Origin of the sequence: Bacillus sp. FSL W8-0102, from assembly GCF_038007225.1 — a bacterium.
GTDB classification, from domain to species: Bacteria; Bacillota; Bacilli; order Bacillales; family DSM-4216; genus Bacillus_O; species Bacillus_O smithii.
Genome location: NZ_JBBOWT010000001.1, coordinates 2159044 through 2178799 on the forward strand (window position 1 = coordinate 2159044; position 19756 = coordinate 2178799).

At 40.0% G+C, this 19756-nt stretch carries 15 protein-coding genes; 4 read left to right on the plus strand and 11 right to left on the minus strand.

The window, feature by feature from the left end; genetic code table 11:
* Positions 1–331 precede the first annotated feature (331 nt).
* The gene (locus tag N1I87_RS10360) at positions 332–2779 is read right to left on the minus strand and encodes an S-layer homology domain-containing protein (RefSeq protein ID WP_341101594.1); all 2448 of its coding nucleotides are present in this window, start codon (positions 2777–2779) and stop codon (positions 332–334) included.
* A 36-nt stretch (positions 2780–2815) separates the two neighbouring features.
* Positions 2816–3860 (minus strand): IS630-like element ISBs2 family transposase gene (locus N1I87_RS10365; protein WP_341101596.1). Its coding sequence is split into 2 segments (ribosomal slippage): positions 2816–3355 and positions 3357–3860, totalling 1044 coding nucleotides; the frame shifts between segments, so codons are not numbered across the junction.
* 326 nt (positions 3861–4186) lie between these two features.
* On the opposite strand from N1I87_RS10365, the gene trhA reads away from it, so the two are divergent.
* Complete coding sequence (trhA, locus tag N1I87_RS10370) at positions 4187–4828, plus strand: PAQR family membrane homeostasis protein TrhA (RefSeq protein WP_341101598.1); 642 nt, start codon at positions 4187–4189, stop codon at positions 4826–4828.
* A gap of 64 nt (positions 4829–4892) precedes the next feature.
* Here the strand turns inward: trhA and N1I87_RS10375 are convergent, their stop codons facing one another.
* The 7 genes from N1I87_RS10375 to N1I87_RS10405 all read right to left on the minus strand — a co-directional run bounded on the left by N1I87_RS10375 (position 4893) and on the right by N1I87_RS10405 (position 12754).
* Complete coding sequence (locus N1I87_RS10375; RefSeq protein WP_048623221.1) at positions 4893–6149, minus strand: MFS transporter; 1257 nt, start codon at positions 6147–6149, stop codon at positions 4893–4895.
* A 322-nt stretch (positions 6150–6471) separates the two neighbouring features.
* Complete coding sequence (locus tag N1I87_RS10380; RefSeq protein WP_003354669.1) at positions 6472–6957, minus strand: DUF6884 domain-containing protein; 486 nt, start codon at positions 6955–6957, stop codon at positions 6472–6474.
* Positions 6958–7047: 90 nt separating this feature from the next.
* Entirely contained in the window at positions 7048–7485 is a 438-nt protein-coding gene (locus tag N1I87_RS10385) for a YkvA family protein (protein ID WP_341101600.1), read from the minus strand.
* A gap of 243 nt (positions 7486–7728) precedes the next feature.
* Positions 7729–8955, minus strand: a complete 1227-nt coding sequence (locus tag N1I87_RS10390; protein WP_445285693.1) for a YeeE/YedE family protein — start codon at positions 8953–8955, stop codon at positions 7729–7731.
* 192 nt (positions 8956–9147) lie between these two features.
* Positions 9148–10707 carry an IS1182 family transposase gene (locus tag N1I87_RS10395; protein WP_270584763.1) on the minus strand — a complete coding sequence of 520 codons (1560 nt, stop codon included), beginning with the start codon at positions 10705–10707 and terminating at the stop codon, positions 9148–9150.
* Positions 10708–11149: 442 nt separating this feature from the next.
* Entirely contained in the window at positions 11150–12397 is a 1248-nt protein-coding gene (locus N1I87_RS10400; protein ID WP_341101602.1) for an MFS transporter, read from the minus strand.
* A gap of 156 nt (positions 12398–12553) precedes the next feature.
* Positions 12554–12754, minus strand: a complete 201-nt coding sequence (locus N1I87_RS10405; RefSeq protein ID WP_003354665.1) for a hypothetical protein — start codon at positions 12752–12754, stop codon at positions 12554–12556.
* A gap of 390 nt (positions 12755–13144) precedes the next feature.
* Between N1I87_RS10405 and N1I87_RS10410 the strand changes: the two genes are divergently transcribed.
* From N1I87_RS10410 to N1I87_RS10420, 3 genes are all read left to right on the plus strand, one after another.
* Complete coding sequence (locus N1I87_RS10410) at positions 13145–14017, plus strand: cation diffusion facilitator family transporter (RefSeq protein WP_341101604.1); 873 nt, start codon at positions 13145–13147, stop codon at positions 14015–14017.
* A 632-nt stretch (positions 14018–14649) separates the two neighbouring features.
* The gene (locus N1I87_RS10415; RefSeq protein ID WP_096550413.1) at positions 14650–15852 is read left to right on the plus strand and encodes a transposase; all 1203 of its coding nucleotides are present in this window, start codon (positions 14650–14652) and stop codon (positions 15850–15852) included.
* Positions 15853–15936: 84 nt separating this feature from the next.
* Positions 15937–16362 (plus strand): Hsp20/alpha crystallin family protein, encoded by a 426-nt coding sequence (locus tag N1I87_RS10420; RefSeq protein WP_341101606.1) that lies wholly within the window; start codon positions 15937–15939, stop codon positions 16360–16362.
* Positions 16363–16474: 112 nt separating this feature from the next.
* Here N1I87_RS10420 and N1I87_RS10425 read toward each other — a convergent pair whose 3' ends face one another.
* Together N1I87_RS10425 and N1I87_RS10430 are read right to left on the minus strand one after the other, a co-directional pair.
* A complete protein-coding gene (locus N1I87_RS10425; RefSeq protein ID WP_327803032.1) occupies positions 16475–17623 on the minus strand; it encodes an acyl-CoA dehydrogenase family protein in 1149 nt (382 codons plus the stop codon).
* Positions 17624–18069: 446 nt separating this feature from the next.
* Entirely contained in the window at positions 18070–19479 is a 1410-nt protein-coding gene (locus N1I87_RS10430; RefSeq protein WP_341101608.1) for a PAS domain S-box protein, read from the minus strand.
* Positions 19480–19756: the final 277 nt, after the last annotated feature.

A 19756-nucleotide genomic window follows, 5' to 3' on the forward strand; every position in this document is an offset into this window, starting at 1 on the left:
ATGGCTTTCGGACTTTCTCCTATTTATAAGAGTGATACACATTATATTGAAAGGATGAGCCATTTTGATCCATTTAGCCTTTGTTTTTATTGATTTTAACTTTTTTAAGAACGGTTGCATGAGTAAATCAGCCATAACAAAAACTTCCAATATCAAAAAAAGACTGACTCAATACATCGCTTTGAGCAATGTTGAGCCAGTCCCTTCCATAGCAAACATCCTTATGAATCAAAAAGCCTCTGTGTAAATATCAGCCTTTCTCATAATACTATTCAATAAAGCAAAATGTTCGACGTCAATATTAATCTGTAAAACAGATCGTACTGTTTGTCTACAATTCCAAATTCTTTAAAAATAAGTCAATGAATTTGGCTGCTTGAGCTCGAGTTAAGTTTTTATTTGGGGCAAATGTACCATCTTTATAACCACTAATAAACCCTTTTTCATAAGCCGCATTGACATAGGGCAAAAATTCTTTCGAAATAGCAGATGTATCTTTAAAAATTGTTTTTTGTGCGGGCGCAACACGTTGTCCTGTTTTCACTTCATATGCTTTCATTAAAATTTTCGCTGTTTGCTGACGTGTGATTGGGTCGTTCGGAGCAAATTTATCCTTTGTTTTACCGTCGATGATTCCTGCTTCATAGGCTGCAGCAATGTCACGGGAAAGTTCCGTGCCTTTTATATCCTTGAACGGTGCTTTACCATTTGCTTCTAAACCTAAAGCACGAACGATAAGGGAAGTAAATTGACCGCGTGTAATATTTTGGTTTGGAGCAAAAGATTCTGATGTAACGCCATTTGCGATTCCTCTTAATTGTAAATCCGAGACATATTCATAAGCCCAATGACTTTTGTCTACATCTTTGAATTTATAAGGCTTCGGCAACTTTGTGAGTGAAGGCAGTCCGGTTATATACCCAACACCGCCTGTTTTATCGATTCCAATCTTTTCTTCCATCGCTTTTTTTAACTCTGATTTGTCAACAGCCGTAATGCTGTTTTGATCTAATTCATCTCCAGGATGCTGGAAATTGCTCAAAATATAAGAGAAACCGTTCATATTATCTACCGCTGACAAACCGGTTGCTTCTGCCCCGGCCGGAACAGATAAAATACGGGACAATTTTTTTGTATCGACATTGTACGCCCACACAAAGTTGTTCGTATGTTTTCCGCTGTCTTCGCCTATGAATAATGTTCTAAGCGGCTCGGAATAGCTTAAATTATCCGTATTGGCTACTTTGTCCACATTAGCCGTATTGCCGTATGAATCCGCTGTTGTTAAATCTTCACCGGCAATTAAACCAGACATGGTCGCGGCAACATAGTCGCTATCAATGGCATGTCCATCCTTGTCTTTTTGCCCGCCGGTTAAATCCAATTGGTACGTGACACCCGATTTAATGACTGGTAATTGAATATCGTCAACAGGATCTGTTCCTTTTGTATCTTTTGCCATTCCGCTGCTTTGGTCTGAAATGGCTATATAAACTTTTTTATCTTTTGCATTAAGTGCAACACCTTCCATTTTATTAAATTCAGATGTCGCTCCAAGCATGGCTGCATAACGACGTGATTCTAAAAAGGCAGCTGCTTTTTCCATTCCTGGTTTTAATTTTAAATATTCTGTTTTGCCGTAGGAATATTGCTTGATGGCAGTAAAGCCTTCTTTCGGCGCATCTGAAGTTTCGAAAATATCACTAAATTGAATGCCACTGTCAATGATATCTTTTATCTCTTTATCTGTAGCATGACCTAGCTTAATCCATTCTAATTTCCCGCTACCGCCATTTTCAGTACCGGTTTGATGAAATTTAGCAGCATAAAGCGTACCTGCTGATAAATCCGCAGGCTTATCCGCTACGTACATGAATAAAGTAGTATAAGAGCCATCATCACCAAAAAAGGCTGTACGTTTATCAGGCATCACCTTCATTAATTCATGTGAAAAGCGCCCAACGCTATAATGTTTTTCCACCTTTGTTGAACCGTCTTCCTTCACCGTAATCTCCGGAATAAATCCGTAGTAATAAGGATTTGCTTTCGATTCATCACCAAAATAAAGCTTAGCAAAACTTTCTGTCCAGGTTCTTGCAGAAGATTGTGGATTGAATTCAAAACTGCGTGCATCCGGCTCATATTCTTCTGATCCGAGATGAGTGTTCCAAGGCGATACACTGCCATTACATGGAATCCAAAGACCATTTACGGAAGAAAAATCAATTTTTTTCACTTCTACTGCTTTCAGCTCCCCAGTTTTCTTATCCTGCGCTAATTTCGTCAAAGTCATAGAGGCTGGAACTAATCCATAAGCTGAATGGCCGGCCGCATCAAATGTGTCGTATTCATAATGGGTCACCATATAAAGTTGACCTTTTATATTTAATAAGCTATTTGAGTCAGGTGCATCCGATATAAAATAAGTTGGTTTACCTTCAACACTGTGATCCATAATGGGATTCCCATGTACATCAATCGGTGTACCCGCCGGAATTTTTTCGCCTTTGTTCGCGGCTACTTGATCTTCCGATTTAAACAATGTTTTATAGGCAAGCGGAAACTTTCGAACTCTGCCATCGCTGTACTTTACCTCAACTGATGCATTGGTATAAGTATTCACCATTTGATCAATCGTGGAAGGTGGATTCATTCCGTTAAATTGGATGGAATCAATGCTCACTTTCTCGTTACTCGCCGCAGCAACCGGTGTTACAGCAGGAATGGTTAAAGCTAGTGCGAATGCGAATGTGGCTCCTTTTTTCGTAATTAGCTTCATCTACTTTTCATCTCCTATATAAGTTGAATTAAAGATTTACAACTGAACACACAAACGATCGATCGTTTGTTCTGGTTTCTGGTTGATTCGCTGAATAAAGGCTTGGACATTCTTTCTAATTTCTTGCACACTCGAATAGAACACGTTGTAAATCACGTCTGATTTCAGCCATTTCCATAGCCCTTCAATCAAGTTCAATTGCGGACTGTATGGTGGCAAAAAGACGAGCTCTAACCAATCTTCGTGTTCTTTTAAAAATGGCTGAATGAGTTTGGCATGGTGAATTCGAGCGTTATCTAAAATCATCACTATTTTGCCTGTGGGATAGCGTTCTAACACAAGTTGAAGAAATCGAAGAAATGTTTCCGCGTCATAGCGTTCTTCTTCGATGCAAAACACTTCCCCTGTTTCGTAGTTCAACGTGCCAATCAGCTTCAGCCCTTGATGTTTTCCAAACGTCGGAATGATTCGTTGTTTTCCTTTGACAAACCATGTTTTTTGAATCGCTTGGTAATCACGAATCATCGACTCATCTTGAAAGAGGACATGGGCGATGTTCCCATCTACCAGTTTTTTTTACTTCAGGGAAGGTGATTTCGACGAATTCTTTTTGTTTCTCTTCATCGGCATTGGCTAGTGTATAGGTCGGTTTCGTATAGCTTAGCCCTAACCGATGCAGAATGTCACTTGTTCCGCGAAGCGTGTATGTTGGCCCCCACTTTTGTTGAATGAGTTCAGCGATTATCGCAAGCGTCCAATTATATTTTGCTTCGAATCCCACATCTACGGGGAGCTGATGTTCAATGATCAAAGCCAGCTCTTTTTCCTGCTCAGGGGTCAATCGACGTGGGGCGCCAGGTGAGTATTTCATCTCCAGTCCATCAAGACCGCGCTGGGCGTAGGCATGAATATAGTTATAAATAGTTTTCTTGGATCGACCAATAATCGTTGCGATTTCTCCTTTGGTATATCCCTGCAAATGAAGATAAATCGCTTGGTAGCGTTCATATGCTCGTTTACTTTTTGCTTCTTTCATGGCAGTGGACAACTTTTCGATCTCGTCTTTGTGATTTGGCATCATATTTTCTCTCCGTTCCCCTATTTTCTCTTTGTATTTATTCGCCGTGGAACGGGAGAAAACCTTTATTTCAATTTATATAGTTCAAGATCGTTTCTTTTCTCTGTAATCTATTAAACTATTAAACTGTTAATGCTGAATGAAAAATTTGTTAATTTATCATTAATTTTACATTTATTTCCATAACTTTTTGAGATTTAACCTGTACAATTTTACATACTCGAAAGACTTTATGGTAAAATGAATAGGAAGCTTCATTATGGATAACAAAGTTTTTCAAATGTCTTTCAATAAGTTAAACGATCCTGATGGATGGAAAGGACTGACAAATGGCCAATACGCATTCTTATTCAAAAAATGAGGAAATTGCCAACTCGATCACTCACGGCATTGGAGCGCTGTTTAGCATCGCGGCGTTAGTGATGTTGATTGTGCACTCTGCATCGTATGGTGGACCCCTTCATATCGTTTGTTTTACGTTGTTCGGCGCCACCATGCTTCTTTTATACTTATCCTCCACGATTGTGCATAGCCTTCCGCCTGGGAAAGCAAAAAAATTATTTGAAATTTTCGATCACTCGTCGATCTATTTTTTTATCGCTGGTACTTATACTCCCTTTGCTTTACTGGCGATAAAAGGCTGGCTTGGATGGACGCTTTTTGGCATCGTGTGGGGGATAGCTGTGGGCGGAACCATTTTTAAATGTTTTTTTGTGAATAAATTTCTTTACACTTCCACTCTTTTGTATGTAGCGATGGGCTGGCTTGTAGTTGCCGCATGGGGTCCTCTGACAGAAACGGTGGCTCCAAACGGAATTTTACTGTTAGTCATCGGCGGCATATTCTATACAGTAGGAACGGTTTTTTACGTGTGGAGGGGATTTCATTACCATCATGCGGTTTGGCATCTGTTTGTTTTAGGTGGATCATTTGCCCATTTCTTTGCTGTTTTGTTTTATTTGCTGCCTTAGTTTGATGAAAAATCAATGCAAACATAAAGAACGAGAAAGAAAAATTCCTTCTCGTTCTTTTTCATTAAGAATTTGGCTTTATTGCTTTCATCGAAAAAAAAGCGGATACGAGGCATAAAAAGGCCAAAATAAAGAACATCACAAATTCCGAATTTTTCATGAGAATGGAGCTGACAGGAGGCCCCGCTGCTACACCGGCAAAACGCATAGCACTGTAAATAGAAGTAATCGTCCCTCGCTCTTCCTTTTCAATGCTGCTTGTGATCATGGCATCCATACAAGGCAAGCCGGCACCAATGCCGATCCCGCAGATCACAAAAATGGCTAATATATACCACAATCGATCTGAAAAAAGGATCATACACAATGATATAGCAGTGACAACAAGCCCGATCGTTGTAATCCATTTCATCGTCTTTTTATTCCCTTTAATATATTTCCCGGTTAAAAAAGAAGCGAAGCATAAAGCTGCGAGCGGGATTGCAAGTAAAAATCCTTTCATAATTCCAACAGTATGAAATTGATCTTCCAAGATGCTCGATAAATAAAATTGAAATCCAAACAAAACAAACATTAATATAGTCCCAATAGCAAAAACGGCATAAAGCCATCTGCCTTCCCTCTGAAAAATTTCCTTCACCTTTTGGATAAATTCACGAATCGATTCTTTATTCTCTTCTTCTCTTTTTGGGCTTTTAACGAAAAGAAGCAAAAGGAAAATAGAAACTAAACAAAATAACGGAAAAGAAAAAAAAGGCATAAACCAAATCCAACCTGCCAACAAAGCTCCCAAGATGGGACTGAGTACTTTTCCAAGCGTGTTCGACGTTTCAATGACACCAAGCGTCGCGCTTACTTCCTCTTCTTGTCGGAACAAATCTCCGACTAGGGGCAGTACAATAGGAAAAGCTCCAGATGCCCCCACTCCTTGCAGCATCCTGCCGATCAGGATCATATAGTATGGGTTCGACATCTTCCAAGAGGCCCATCCCGCCAAAAGCCCACCTATTCCCGAAATGATCAAACTCGGAATCATGACCATTTTACGTCCCAGTCTGTCCGAAAGATAACCGGCAATGGGAATAAGCAATATCGGAACAACTGAATAAACCGTAATAATCAAGCTCGATTGCAAATTCGAAATCCCCAATTGCTTTTCTATAACTGGAAGAACCGGTATAAGCATAGAATTCCCAAGTGTCATAATAAGAGGAACCGTTGAGATTGATAATACGGCCGCCGGTTTACGATGTTTTTTTTCTTGTTGAGAGGCGGATCTTTTTTTGCTGTAGCCTTCAGCTGGGTATTCAATATGCTCCATGAATGAATCCTTTCCTTCCTTTTCAATCTTGCTTATTATTATGTACACTTATTTGAATTGCTACTTAGTCGAATAGCTGTTTCCAAACATTTCTTTTTGATAACACGTTAAAATGGACTCATATTGAAAACATCATGCAACAAACATAGTGATGGATTGAACATCCATCAAGTGAAGTCGGTTCTTATATACCCGACATCACCCAGCTGAATCATCTGATAAAATAAAAAAAGGCTACCGATTTTTTGATTTATTCATCAGTGAGCACATTACCATTACATATTGTGGGTCACTTGTTAACATAACATTATTATAATAAATTTTAATCGAAATCAATTTTATGAATGGGGTTCCTGTTTTCTATTGCGTCTTTTAATCGTTTTTGCATGTCGCCGATCCCTCTGCTTCCTTGGAGCGGAAACTGAATATCGTGGCATTCCGGGAACATTTCCCGCAAAATGGGTTGAAATTTTTTTCCACCCAACATGACAACCACGTCAACCGCAGCGGCTCCTTTTACCTCCGCTTGTTCTCTCAGTTGGCTTATTTCGATCATTTCCGATTTTCGATGATGATCTGAAAAAGATAAATCATAATTACCAGGGACAATATCATCCGGAAGCAATAACCCATGCTTAGCCGACAAAATGCCCCAATGATCAAAAAACAGGCGAGCGTAGTTTTGACAAAGGCGATGAAATATTCCGATATAGGCCGCATCAGCCCGCACCGGTCCGAACTCTGGATGTTGATCCCAAATTTTCCGTTTGCCACACGGAATGATGCAAAAGAATTTCTTTTGTCTCATTCGTTTTTTCCCCTCCCCCTTTTTTAAACATGAACATTTCTTTTTCAGTATGAACTCCTATTTTAAAGCTCTTTTCAATGGATTATAAAATTATTCTTTTGTATCAATCATTTGGGGACTGTTCTTTTTTTCTTTCCACTGTTTAAATCGCTCTAAGTCTTTTTCCACTAATTTTAATGTAAAACCAATGACGGCCGCGTCATCGATCAGTCCAAATCCTAGTAAGACATCAGGAATCGCATCCGTTGGGACAGCAAAATAGACGATGGCCGCAAAAATGGACAGCATCGAACGATAAGGAATTTGGCGGTATTCCCCTTTCGACCAAGCTTTAGCCAGTTCTAATAATAATTGCAAATTGTTCCAAACATCACGAAGGCGCCTTCTGTTTTTTCCTGCTTTTATTGTCGCCCGCCGAATAAGTTTCATCGCTTTTCTCTTATCTTTTAAATATTCTTTTGCTCTTCCAACGAAAACGTTCGAGTTTTTGCTTTCTTCGTCTCCACGATTGTGTCGTAAGCTATTCAATGGAATCCTCCCCGTTCTTATTTTCATGCCGGCGATTCCTTCAGCACATTCATCGCCCTGCTTGTTTCCTATACATTCCCCATTTTACAAGGATTTATGATGATTTTGGCCTTTTTTTCTTACTATATCCTTTATCAAGCCATATTGCTCATTAAACCGATTTGCTTTCCCAAACCTAGATGATTTTAACTATTTTCTCCCAAACACAAAAGGACTGGAAATACAATCCAGTCCCTCTTTTCTCTATTGTTCATAAGCACAATATGGGCGCAATTTGACTCCAATCATACTTCCTATATAAGCGGAAGCAAACCACAACCAACCATGAACGCTGAAAGATGCGATTCCATCAAAATAAGATCCGATGTTGCAGCCAAAGGAAATCCGAGCTCCATAACCCATAATCACTCCGCCGCATAGGGCAGCAATGGTCATTCTTGTCGGGCGTTTCCAATGAATAGGTTTCTTAAATCGACCGGCAACTGCCGCAGCCAATAAAGCTCCAACCATCACACTAATATCCATCACTGTTGTAATATCCATATATAATGGATTGTGGAGAGAAGCTGCTCTCGCCGGATCAGTCCAATACGACCAATGTTCCGGATGGCCTCCGAACAGCTGCACTATTTTGGCTCCCCATAAGGCAAACGCCGAAGTGATTCCCCAAGGCTTTCCTTGAATAATCAGGACGAGCGTGTTCACAATAGCCAATAATAATCCGCCAATGACAAGAGACCAAGGTCCGGTAAACACCGATTTCCAACCATTTCCCTGTTTAAGTGTCGGCGCAACCCAATGGCCATTTCGGCGTTTCTCTAACATAATCGTGATAACAAACACAACGGCTATTATAATCAGTTGAAAGATGTATCCTCCCAGCGGCCCGAAGGTTTGGATAAAGGAAATGGGTTCAAAATGAGGCGTATTCATCCACCAATTGAAATGAGTTGTCGCGATTACAGATCCTATAATAAATCCGATTAACGTCACAATCCCGTTAACATCTCCGCCGCCTATATGATAAAGCGTTCCAGAAGCACAACCGTCTCCAAGCTGCATTCCAATGCCAAACAAAAAGGCTCCGATCAAAACAGACATTCCGACGGGTGATACATATCCTTCAACTGGATGACCGAATATGGATCCTTTTATTAGAAAAGGTAAAAATAAAAGACTTGCTGTTGCCAACATAATCATGTGGGCACGCAAACCTTCCCCTTTTCGGTAAAGAATGAACTTACGCCAAGCAGAAGTGAAGCCAAAGTGCGCTTGATAAAGAGTATAACCACCCAAGCCACCAAGAAGATATAATAAAGCTTGACTGACGGAAACCCGCTCGTATAAAAAGACGGCACCTCCTAAAAGAACGGCCGCTGATATGATTTTCAGCATAATATCAAAATAGTGCGGTTTACCTGATATTGGTTTTTTCATTTGTTCTGTACGATTGTGAGCTGCTAATTCCAATATCATTCCCTCCTTTTCATATTCTTTAATATAATACAAAATCGATCAAAATGATAGGAATATCTCCGAAAAAAGATGAGGCTGACCCAAAAGGTCGATAAAATCGACTTTTTAGGGCTCAGCCTTTTTCTTTAGAATGATTTATTGGATATTATTGGTTGTAATTCGTGCACAGAAGATCATTCCCCTGTTTTATTCCCTCACTTTTTGTTGTTTTTCAGTGTATGTTGCCCACTTTTTCAAATTGTGGGCAACACAAATAAGACCCCATTCCACCGTTGTTTTGGAAAGGCCTCTTAATGTAAATCGTTGGAAGTGGCTGTTGTGCTTAATTTGAGCAAATACTGGCTCCACTTCTATTTTTCGTTGTCTATACTTCTTTTTCGCTTCCTCCGAGGTTAATCTTTCACGGACTTCTTGGCGCTGCTTCTGATTCTTCATGGAAACACTGATGCTTTTTGTGTTCTTTCCTTTTGCACAAGAAGATTGAAAAGGGCATCCATAGCAGTCTGTGCACATGTAAGTTCGTTTCACCGATTCATACCCATTTTCTGATTTCCGTTTTCTTTCGTAACTAAAGGTAAGTCGTTTATTATTTGCACAGATCCATTCGTCTAATTCCTCGTCATAAGTCATGTTCTCCAATTTACCGATTTGATTTTTCCAAGCTTTTGTTTGTTCCTTATCGAATGTGTTGTATTTAACCAGTGCTTCCATTTCTTCCTTTTCACAATAATCATAGTTTTCTTCGCTACCATAACCAGAATCGGCAATGAGTGTCTTTGGTTTTGGCCGATTATACTTTTTCATTAATTCAAAGTGAGGAATTAGGCAGCCGGGATCTCCGGCACGTTGATGTAGACTGAACCCTGTGATAAATTGTCCTTCCGTTCCGATTTGTACATTGTAACCAGCCTTTAATTGACCGTTCTTCATGTGGTCTTCTTTCATGCGCATGAAAGTGGCATCTTTATCCGTTTTTGAATAGCTGTTTCGGTCGCCAAATGTTGCTTTTTGTTCTTCATATTTTTGCTTTCTGGGCAAAAGATCCTTTTCCAATTGTCGTTTTGCTTTTTTCAGGGTTCGATTTGTAGGTTCCTGTTCTAATTTTTTCTCTACCTTTTTGATGGTCTCTTGGATTTTCTCGGAGGTAACAGGAGCTGCCTCCAATTTTTCTTGAAAATCCATTTCTTTTTCAGCTTGCTCATCTTCTTTCATTACTTCCTCAATCGATAAGACGATCTGTTTGTATTTCTCATCCAGCTTTGTATCGAACTTTTCTGTCGCCTTCCTCCAAACAAAAGTATATCGATTAGCGTTAGCTTCAATTTTCGTTCCATCAAAATAATAATCTTCAAGCTTTACTAACCCCTCCTGGCATAAAAGATCCACAATTCCGAAGAAGGTTTCATAAATGACATCCTTCATACGATTGGAGCGAAATCGATTGATTGTACGAAAATCAGGTTTTTGGTTTCCCGAAAGCCACATAAAATAAATGTTTTCTCCCAGTTGTTTAGCAATTTGCCGGGAAGAATAAATTCGATTGACGTAGGCATAAAGGATAATTTTTAACATCATTTTGGGATGGTAAGGCGGGCGGCCGCCACCAGGATGAAGAGAAAGAAGGATGTTTGGATTCATCTTTTCTACTGCCAAATCCACAATTCGGCAAAGATGATGTTCGGGGATTAGAACTTCTATATCCATTGGTAGAACTAATTGTCCTGTCGTGGTATAATTTATGTACATAAGAAAATCGTTCCTTTCCGGTAGATTGGTTGTAGTGACTAAATTATACCAAAAAAGAACGATTTTCTTTATTTTTTTGTACAGAGTTTCAAGATTAATTTTTCACTCTGTTGATTGGAGTGGAAGGCGCGAAGACTCCTGCGGGAGTACGGGACAGGGGAGACCCCGCAGGAGCGTAAGCGACGAGGAGGCTCCCCGGCACGCCCGCGGAAAGCGAAGCGCCTGGAACGGAAATCAACAGACCAGGTTCAAAGAACCATTCACAAAAAATGGGTGTCCCTAAAAGCTATACTTTTGGGACACCCTCATTTAATGACTTCTATTTGCATTGACATCCGCAAACTCATAAGTGCACCAAATTAAGGCTTCTAACGAACGATGATTTTCAATCGAACAAGTCCATATTGATATGAAGGAACACTCATGCCAATTCACAACGAAACTATTGACCTGTTATCTCGCGAACTTTTTCATCTCTCGGAAGCAGCCAAGAAACCAATCCAAAAAGAGGCAATAAACTACAAAAAATCATGACAAAGCGAATGCTGAACAAATCGGCAAGCGAACCAAATAAAACGGATCCAACTCCTCCCATTCCAAAAGCCAATCCGACGATTAGCCCCGAAGCCATACCTACTTTCTTCGGCATCAGCTCTTGAGCATATACGACTGTGACACTGAAACTCGTCATCAAAATAAAACCAATAAGTGCTATCATTGGAATTACCAGCCATAACGGAACATGCGGCAATAGGACAGCCAACGGAGCGGAGCCAAGCATGGAAACAGCGATGATATTTCTTCGTCCGAAACGGTCTGCAAGCGGGCCGCCAAAAAATGTTCCTAACACTCCAGCAACTAAAAAAACAAATAAATAAATTTGCGCTTCTTGAATCGATAAGCCATAATCATCCAACAAAAAAAATTGATAAAAATTGGAGATCCCGGCATAATACCAAGAACGAGCAAACACAAAGAAAACCAACACGACCATCGCCCATTTGATTTTGCCAGAAATCGATTGCTGAATTTTCGTATTTTGACTTGCCGGTTTTGCACCTTGTCTTCTTTTTTTCTCTATAATGACAGGCTGCCTGCTGTACCATCTCGAAACCATAAATAATAAAATAATGCCCATAACCGTAACGAATGTAAACCATAATCCTCCTCTTTGACCTAAAGGAACAAAAATCAAAGCTGTGAAAAGAGGAGCTAGCGATTGGCCGGCATTCCCCCCTACTTGGTAAATGGATTGTGCCAGTCCTCTTTTGCTCCCTGCCGCCATATACGCTACCCGCGAGCCTTCAGGATGAAAAACCGCTGAACCAAGGCCGATGAAAATGACCGATGCCAACAGCGCCCAAAATTCATTGGATATGGAAAATCCGATCAGGCCTAATGTACTCATGAACATCCCAAAAGGAAGCAAAAAAGGGGTTGGTCTTCTATCCGCAAATACACCAAACACCGGCTGCATCACAGAGGACGTCATGTTTAACATAAAAGCAATCAACCCAATTTGGGCATAAGTAATATGTAATGAATGTTCTAAAATCGGGTACATAGCCGGGACGACCGACTGGATGGAATCGTTCACAAGATGACCGGTGCTTATGGCCAAAAGGATGCCGTATACGGTGGCCATTGCGCCTTTTGGCATGGGTTGTTTTTCTTTTGCAATACTTGTCATTTCCCTTCACTCTTTCAATTTAGTTTAGATTGTCAATATTATATATAATTATTGGAAAATTAGAAATAAAAAAGTTTTATCCTTATAAAAATCCTCGGATTTTCGCAAGCCAAAACCCGAGGAATTCCAATTAATACAAGAAAATTCATTTGATTTTTATATCCAACGGAAACGGGGCTGTTCCTCCCCTTTTGTCTCGTTGGTTGCTTCTTCTTCATGGGGTCGGATCCGCCAAAAATTGTCCCAAACCGATGGAGATCGTTCAGGAGACTGCTCTTTGGTCTTTTCCTCGATCTTCTCCTCAGTTTTTTCCTTGATTTTTTCTTTTTTCGGCTGTTTCTTTTTTTTCTCTGCCATTGCTCTGCCCTCCTCCCGCATTTTTGACATTATAGTTTATTCAAAAAAAATGGCCGCGTATAGGCGAATGATTTGCTTTGATATGGTGTGTTAACAGAATACGCAATTTTTCTATCTAATGTGCTCTCATCTAAGAAGCGATCAGGCACTGCCGCTTAATAAATGACATATTCTTTTCTAAACGACTTTGTGCTGTTTTTTATTGAATGAAACAAAGCAGTTAGTAAAAAATAGAAAAGCCGAGCGATACAACGTTTGTTTTTCCATAGTGAAACTTTTTTTACACCTCCCTATATTCATGAACGTTCCTAAAAAAGTTGCTATAGACTCAAACGCCATCCATTTGGTAACATGTTCTAGTAGCATAAGTTGGTAAGGAGATAGTCGCATATGGATGAAAAAAAATTTCAAGATCTGAAGGCAGGAGAAAGAGGCGCTGTCATCAGCATTTTTTCTTATCTCTTTTTATCGGTTTTCAAACTGTTGATCGGAATTACTAGCCACTCGGAAGCCCTTAAAGCGGATGGTTTGAATAACACCACTGATATCATCGCCTCTGTCGCGGTACTCATTGGATTGAGATTGGCGCGTAAACCTGCCGATGAAGATCATCCATATGGCCATTGGCGCGCAGAAACGGTCGCATCTCTTATGGCTTCATTCATTATGATGATGGTAGGTTCGCAAGTGCTTTTCAACGCTGTTTCCTCCATCTTTCATCATAAGGAACAAATTCCTGATTGGATATCTGCATGGGCCGCTCTTTTCGGCTCTTTTGTCATGTTTCTTGTTTATCTTTATAATCGTCGTCTCGCCAAACGCATTAACAGCCAATCGGTTATGGCCGCCGCTAAAGACAATTTGTCTGATGCCTTAGTCGGGGTCGGGACAGCAATTGGAATCATCGGCTCCCAATTTCACCTAACCTGGCTCGATCCTTTGGCCGCTGTCATCATTGGATTATTAATTTGCCGTACCGCATGGGAAATTTTCCGAGATGCTTCTCATGACTTGACAGATGGTTTTGATGAAGGGCAATTACAGAAATTTAAAGAAACTGTTCTTACCGTTCCCGGCGTGATTAAAGTAAAAAGCGTCAAAGCACGAAAATATGGAAACAATGTCATAGTGGATATCGTGATCCTCGTTGACCCTACTCTTGATGTCCGTTCCAGCCATGGAATTTCCGACAAAGTGGAAAATATTTTAACGGAAAAATATGACGTATTTGGGGCTCACGTCCATATTGAACCAAAGGATTGAACGAACGCAATCTCAAGGAGAGCCCCAAACGCTCCTAGAAGATTCTTTCCCCAAAATGTAGTCCACACAAAAAATTCAACGTTTTCTAACAGAAATCAAAATTGATTTCAGTCCATTCCGTATATCCATTTCCTTCCCCCTGTCAGTTTGCCTTTGATGTTCTGTTCTTTTTATTTTTCACTTCAAACCATTTTGCTGAAAAATTCTTCTGAATCAATGGAGAATCCTTTTCTTGACGTAATATGGCTCCTTCTGTCTGTTTTATAAATCAACTTTTCCAAAGCCCCTTTCATTCAAAAGGAAACAATTGATAAAAAAGGGATAATCCATCGTCCTCTCGGAACCATTTTTCAACGCACCATGAATGTTTTTTTCAGAAGTGGGAATCTTATTTAAAGGATCGATCATTTTATAAAGGAGGTTATCATGGTGATTCAATGGCCAAGCAATGATGCTTTCCAACCTTTAGGCCAGTTTCGAAAAGACATGGAACGTTTCTTTAATGAGCATTTTGCATATTTTTTGACCCAAGAGCCATAAGGATTTCAAAGACATAAAAAAGGACTTCACCCCTAAAATGTAGAATTTTTGAAGTGACGAAACAACAAAAAATTCAAAAGGAGGAAGTCACTTTGTATATTCTACAAGAAAGCCTATTTTCCTTTGAAGAACTGCAAAAATTAGAGTCAAAAGAGAAATTACCTATCTTTTTTAGCTCGCTTGATTTACGCCCTTATGCTAAACAGTTGAGAAGTTCTTCACCCCGAGGGGCTGACGGTCATTCCAGAGAAGGGATTCTAAGGGCTCTCATCGCTGCCCCACTCGAAGGCATCGACACCTTTACCGCCCTTCATCATCGATTGGATAAAGACCTTCGTTTCCGTTATCAATGCGGTTTATCGATTGATCGCCCCGCACCGTCTATCTCCACTCTCAGCCGGGTTTTTGCGGCACTTACCAAAAAAAAGCTGGCTGAAAAGATCTTCCTTGACTTGGTACAGTTAGCTCAGGAGGAAGGAATAATTGACGGCAGCCACCAGGCCATCGACAGTGCCGCCATTGATGCCTATGAAAAGAAACAGCCCAAAAAGCGTAGTGAACAAACGGGTAATGCCAATTGGGGCGCAAAATATGATTCCTTCGGCAATAAAATTACCTGGTTTGGCTATAAGATGCATCTTTCAGTCGATACCGCAAGCGAACTGCCAATGGCCATAAAAGTAACCCCTGCCCATGTGAACGATGGAGAAGTCGCACCAGAATTAATAGAGCAAGTGGCAGAGCGTACCAAATCCAAAATTGAATTTCTGATCATGGATGGCGGATATGACCAACTAAAAAACTATGAATCAGCCAAAAACATTGGAGCGCAAGCCATTATCCCGCTCAATTTGCGCAACGAAAAAGAGCCTCCTGAAGGGATTTCTTCCAATGGAACTCCGCGTTGTTCCATGGGTTATGAAATGACTTATTGGGGAGCTGATAAGGACCAGCTCAAGTTCAGATGTCCTCACGCAACCGGCAAAGTGGATTGCCCATTAGGAATGGCAGCCTGTTCATCTTCCAACTATGGAATGGTGGTAAAAGTCGACATCAAAAAGGATGTGCGCCGATATTCCAATCCGCACCGTGATACAAAACGTTGGAAAGAGCTTTACAACGAGAGGACAAGTGTAGAACGCTGTAATTCAAGAATGAAAAGCTACCTTACGGCGAACTCCCTACATGTATGGGGAATTGAGAAAGTAAAGAGCCATATTTACCTGAACGCTATTGTATTACTTGTTTCAGCGCTAGCGATGGCAAAGGAAAATAAAGGGAAGAAAGCCGCTTAAAAAAATTCAATGTGAAAAATTCTGCAGGTATGCCCAAAAACAGGATTATTGTAATATTTTGTAAAATAACATGCTGGTAGCTATTTGTCGAGTGCTTTATTTTTTATACTTTTATCCAAAAAATCTAATTTTGCAAAATGCTCTAATACAAATTTCCCTTCATTTTTCCAAAATAATTTCAACTTTCCAAGAATGGATGTGCGTGAAACGGATAATGAAGTTATTGTTACTTGTGAAATTCCAGGATTAGAGAAAAAAGAAGACTTGTTTATTCATTTAGATGGCACAGAACTTCAAATTTCTGGAAAAATAGAAAAAACCGAAAAAAGGGAATCAGAGCAGATTCATCATGAAGAACGATATTATGGAAGCTTCCAAAGAAAAATAACTTTGCCTGCAAAAGTGGATGAAAACAGCGTTCGAGCCACTTATAAGAACGGTATTCTTGAAATAAGAGCCAACAAATTGCAGACTTCCAATCGTAAAACGATCGACATTGAGTTTCAATAACACCGCCACTCTCATACATCCCGGTCATACTAAAGACGAGCGAAAAAACCTCCGAGCAAAAGACTCGGAGGTATTTACAAATGTCTATCCACATAATGGAATTCCATTTTGTTCAATTTTGAATCCCATCAAGAGCTTTTTGGGCCAGCATGGCAATGACAGCGTCATCCATCGGAGGATTATGCAATCCGGCTCGAACATCTCTGTAATAACGCTGCAAAGGATTTTCGAAAAATAAACTTTTGGAGCCGGCAATCCGCATGGCCGCATCCACAACGCGTATACTTGCATTCACAGCCACATGTTTTACGGCTCCTAGAGCTGCCTGAAGTTCCACTTTGGATTCCGAACGATCCCATTTTTCTGCGATTGCATACATAAACGTACGAGCTTGCAAGAGTTCCAGTTCCATTTGCCCAATCAGGTGGCGGATATTCGGTAAATCACTGATCGTGCCTTCTATGCTGTTGGGAGAATATTCAGTCGAAAATCGGAGGGCATAATTACGGGCAGCACCGGCAATTCCAAGGTAGCAGGCCGGGATATGGAGCAGCCATCCCGCTGATTGATTGTTCACAGGATCGACGGTCTCCACAAAATATTTTTCATCTATACGAACATCTTTTAATAATAAGTCATGGCTTCCGGTTCCTCTCATCGAAATGGTATTCCAAGTTTCTTCAACGGAAACCCCTTTCGTTTCTTTCGGTATGAGAAAAATACCGACCTTTTTTCGTTGAGGAATATAAGCCTTTACCAATATGAAATCGAGAACGGGGGATAAAGTCGTATGCGTTTTTCGGCCATTGATCACCCACTGTCCGTTTTCGAATACAGCCGTAGTTTGCGGCAAGCCACCTCGAGTTGGACTTCCCGTTTGCGGCTCAGTAGCTGCAGTGTTGATTAAAGCCCCTTTTTTTACTTTCTCCACTACTTTGTTCCAAACATCTTGATTCCATGGCCGCCTTGCGGATAAATCCATCATCGTGCCCATGTGCCAGCCGATTGCCAAAGCAGTAGAGCCGTCTCCTTCGGCAATTTTTTCTTGATAAAGAAGAAATTCATATAAAGAAATTCCTTTTCCGCCAAATTCTTTGTCTAAAGTCCACGTCGTATAGCCTGCCTCTTTTAAATCTTCCATATTCTCATATGGAAAATCTCCCGTTTCGTCTATTTTACCCGCTCTTTCAGAAAAACGAACAGCCAATTTCCCAATTCGTTCCAAACGTTCTTGTTCTTCCTTTGTTCTCGCAAAATTCATTTCTGACCAGCTCTCTTTCTTTTCCTGCTTCTGCTTTCTTTATACTATTCTAGTTTTTATTTTAATGCGACTTTTTAGTCGTTCCGTCCTCTGGAACAGGGGGTTCTCGAGTCTCTCGAGTCTTATATTAAACTTGTATTTTCTCCCTCAATTATTCGCCAAAAAATAAAAAAGAAAGCGATAAAGCCCTATCATCTTTTCGTTTTTTACGATCAACAACGAAATATAAGAAGGAGAGATTCTATAAAAAAAGAAAGGATTTTCATTCGATGTGTGCGACTTTTTCTAAAACCGAATTTCGACGATCCCGAACCGTTCAGCAAAGCACATAAAAGATCTTTATCCTTGGAGTGAAACGCAACAACAATTAACATTCGGAAAACCATTTCGTTTCTCTCCGTTTAGAAGATGAAGAAGGCGGACGTTTTTAAACGCGATCGGCGCTTTTATATTGTTCCATCCAGATTTATCTTCTGCCTATCGTTTTTTTTGCTGATTTTTCTAGGCAATCGAATCGTAAAAGTAGTGCCTTTATTTACTTCACTATCAATTTCCAAAGACCCTTTATGATTTTTTATGATTCTCTGGCATATCATTAATCCAAGACCCGTTCCTTTTTCTTTTGTGCTAAAAAACGGTTCCCCCAATCTTGAAATCAGCTCTCTTGGAATTCCAATTCCTTCGTCGATCACACGTATCACCACATGATCTTCGGAATGATCCACTTCGGCTTCAATCGTGACGGTCCCGCCTTCCGGCATCGCTTCAATCGCATTTTTAATAAGATTAATTAACACTTGTTTAATTTGATCCGCTTCCGCTTCAATCACAGGACAATCCTTCAAGCGAATATCAGAAATAATATCAATATTATACATAATAGCTTGAGTCCTTAGGAGCGTGACAACACGATCAATTAACTCGACTAAATTGATTTCTTCAAGATGGGAAATCTGCGGTTTGGCAAGCACAAGCAAATCGCTGACAATTTTATCAATACGGTCGAGTTCTGTCAAAATCACATCCGTATAATCCCGATGACCCATATTGCTTAATAATTGGGTAAATCCTTTGATCGCCGTTAACGGATTTCGTATTTCATGGGCGATACCCGCGGCCAACTGTCCGACAATGGTCAGCTTTTCAGCTTTCTGAAGCATTTTTTCCGTTTCTTTTTTGTTGGTGATATCTTTTAAAATGATTTGATATGTATGCCGATTTTTATAAAACAGAGGTATTAATTTGAATTTTACGCATTTAACAATTTGATCCACTCTTCTAATGCAAACTTCCAGCGAATCTTGCTGGTGAGGATGTTGAAGATATGTTTTAACAAGCGGGATATATTCCTCAAGGAGATAGTCGAAAAGGGAACGGCCAATAATTTCCTTTCTTGCTGAACCGAGCAGTTGTTTGCCGGCTTGGTTAATATCGACAAAAAAGCCTTCCTCCGTGACGATTCCTATTGTATCGACCGTATTTTCCAACAAAAGGCGGTACTTTTCTTTTTCTTCTTGAATTTGTTCTTCAAAGACTTTTCGTTCAGACACATCATGGGAGATACAAAAATATTCCATTTCATTTGTCATAGCAATGCAGCTCGTTTCAAGCCAAACATAATCACCGCACTTTCTTCGTGCACGGTACTCAACCTTATCCCAGCCATGATCGGAATGTTGCAACTTATATCGATCTTCCGGATGGATGTAGGAATAGATAAACGTCCCCAGCACTTCGTAAGCTTCATAGCCAAGGATGAGAGCTGAGGCTGGTGATACGTACGTCAATCTGCCGTTGGAAGAAATACACATGATCAGATGTCTGGAATCTTTGATCAACGATTGGAATTTATTCACAATAAATGAAATGTTTTTTTGTTCACCATAAAATTAAACCCCTTAGCAATGAAGAAAAATGTCATTATGTTCTATTATACACAAAATTCAGGTTATTTGAGGCAATTTTACTTTTGAAGATCCTTTTATTGTCTCTGTTTCGCTCCTTTTGTTTGACATTTTCATTCCTCCAAAATTGCTGCTCTAAAGAAGAATTTCAATATAAAATTCTATTCAATGCCCTATATCATAGCAAGATATTTATAGATTGCGAAGAAAAAACAAGATTGTTGTCGAA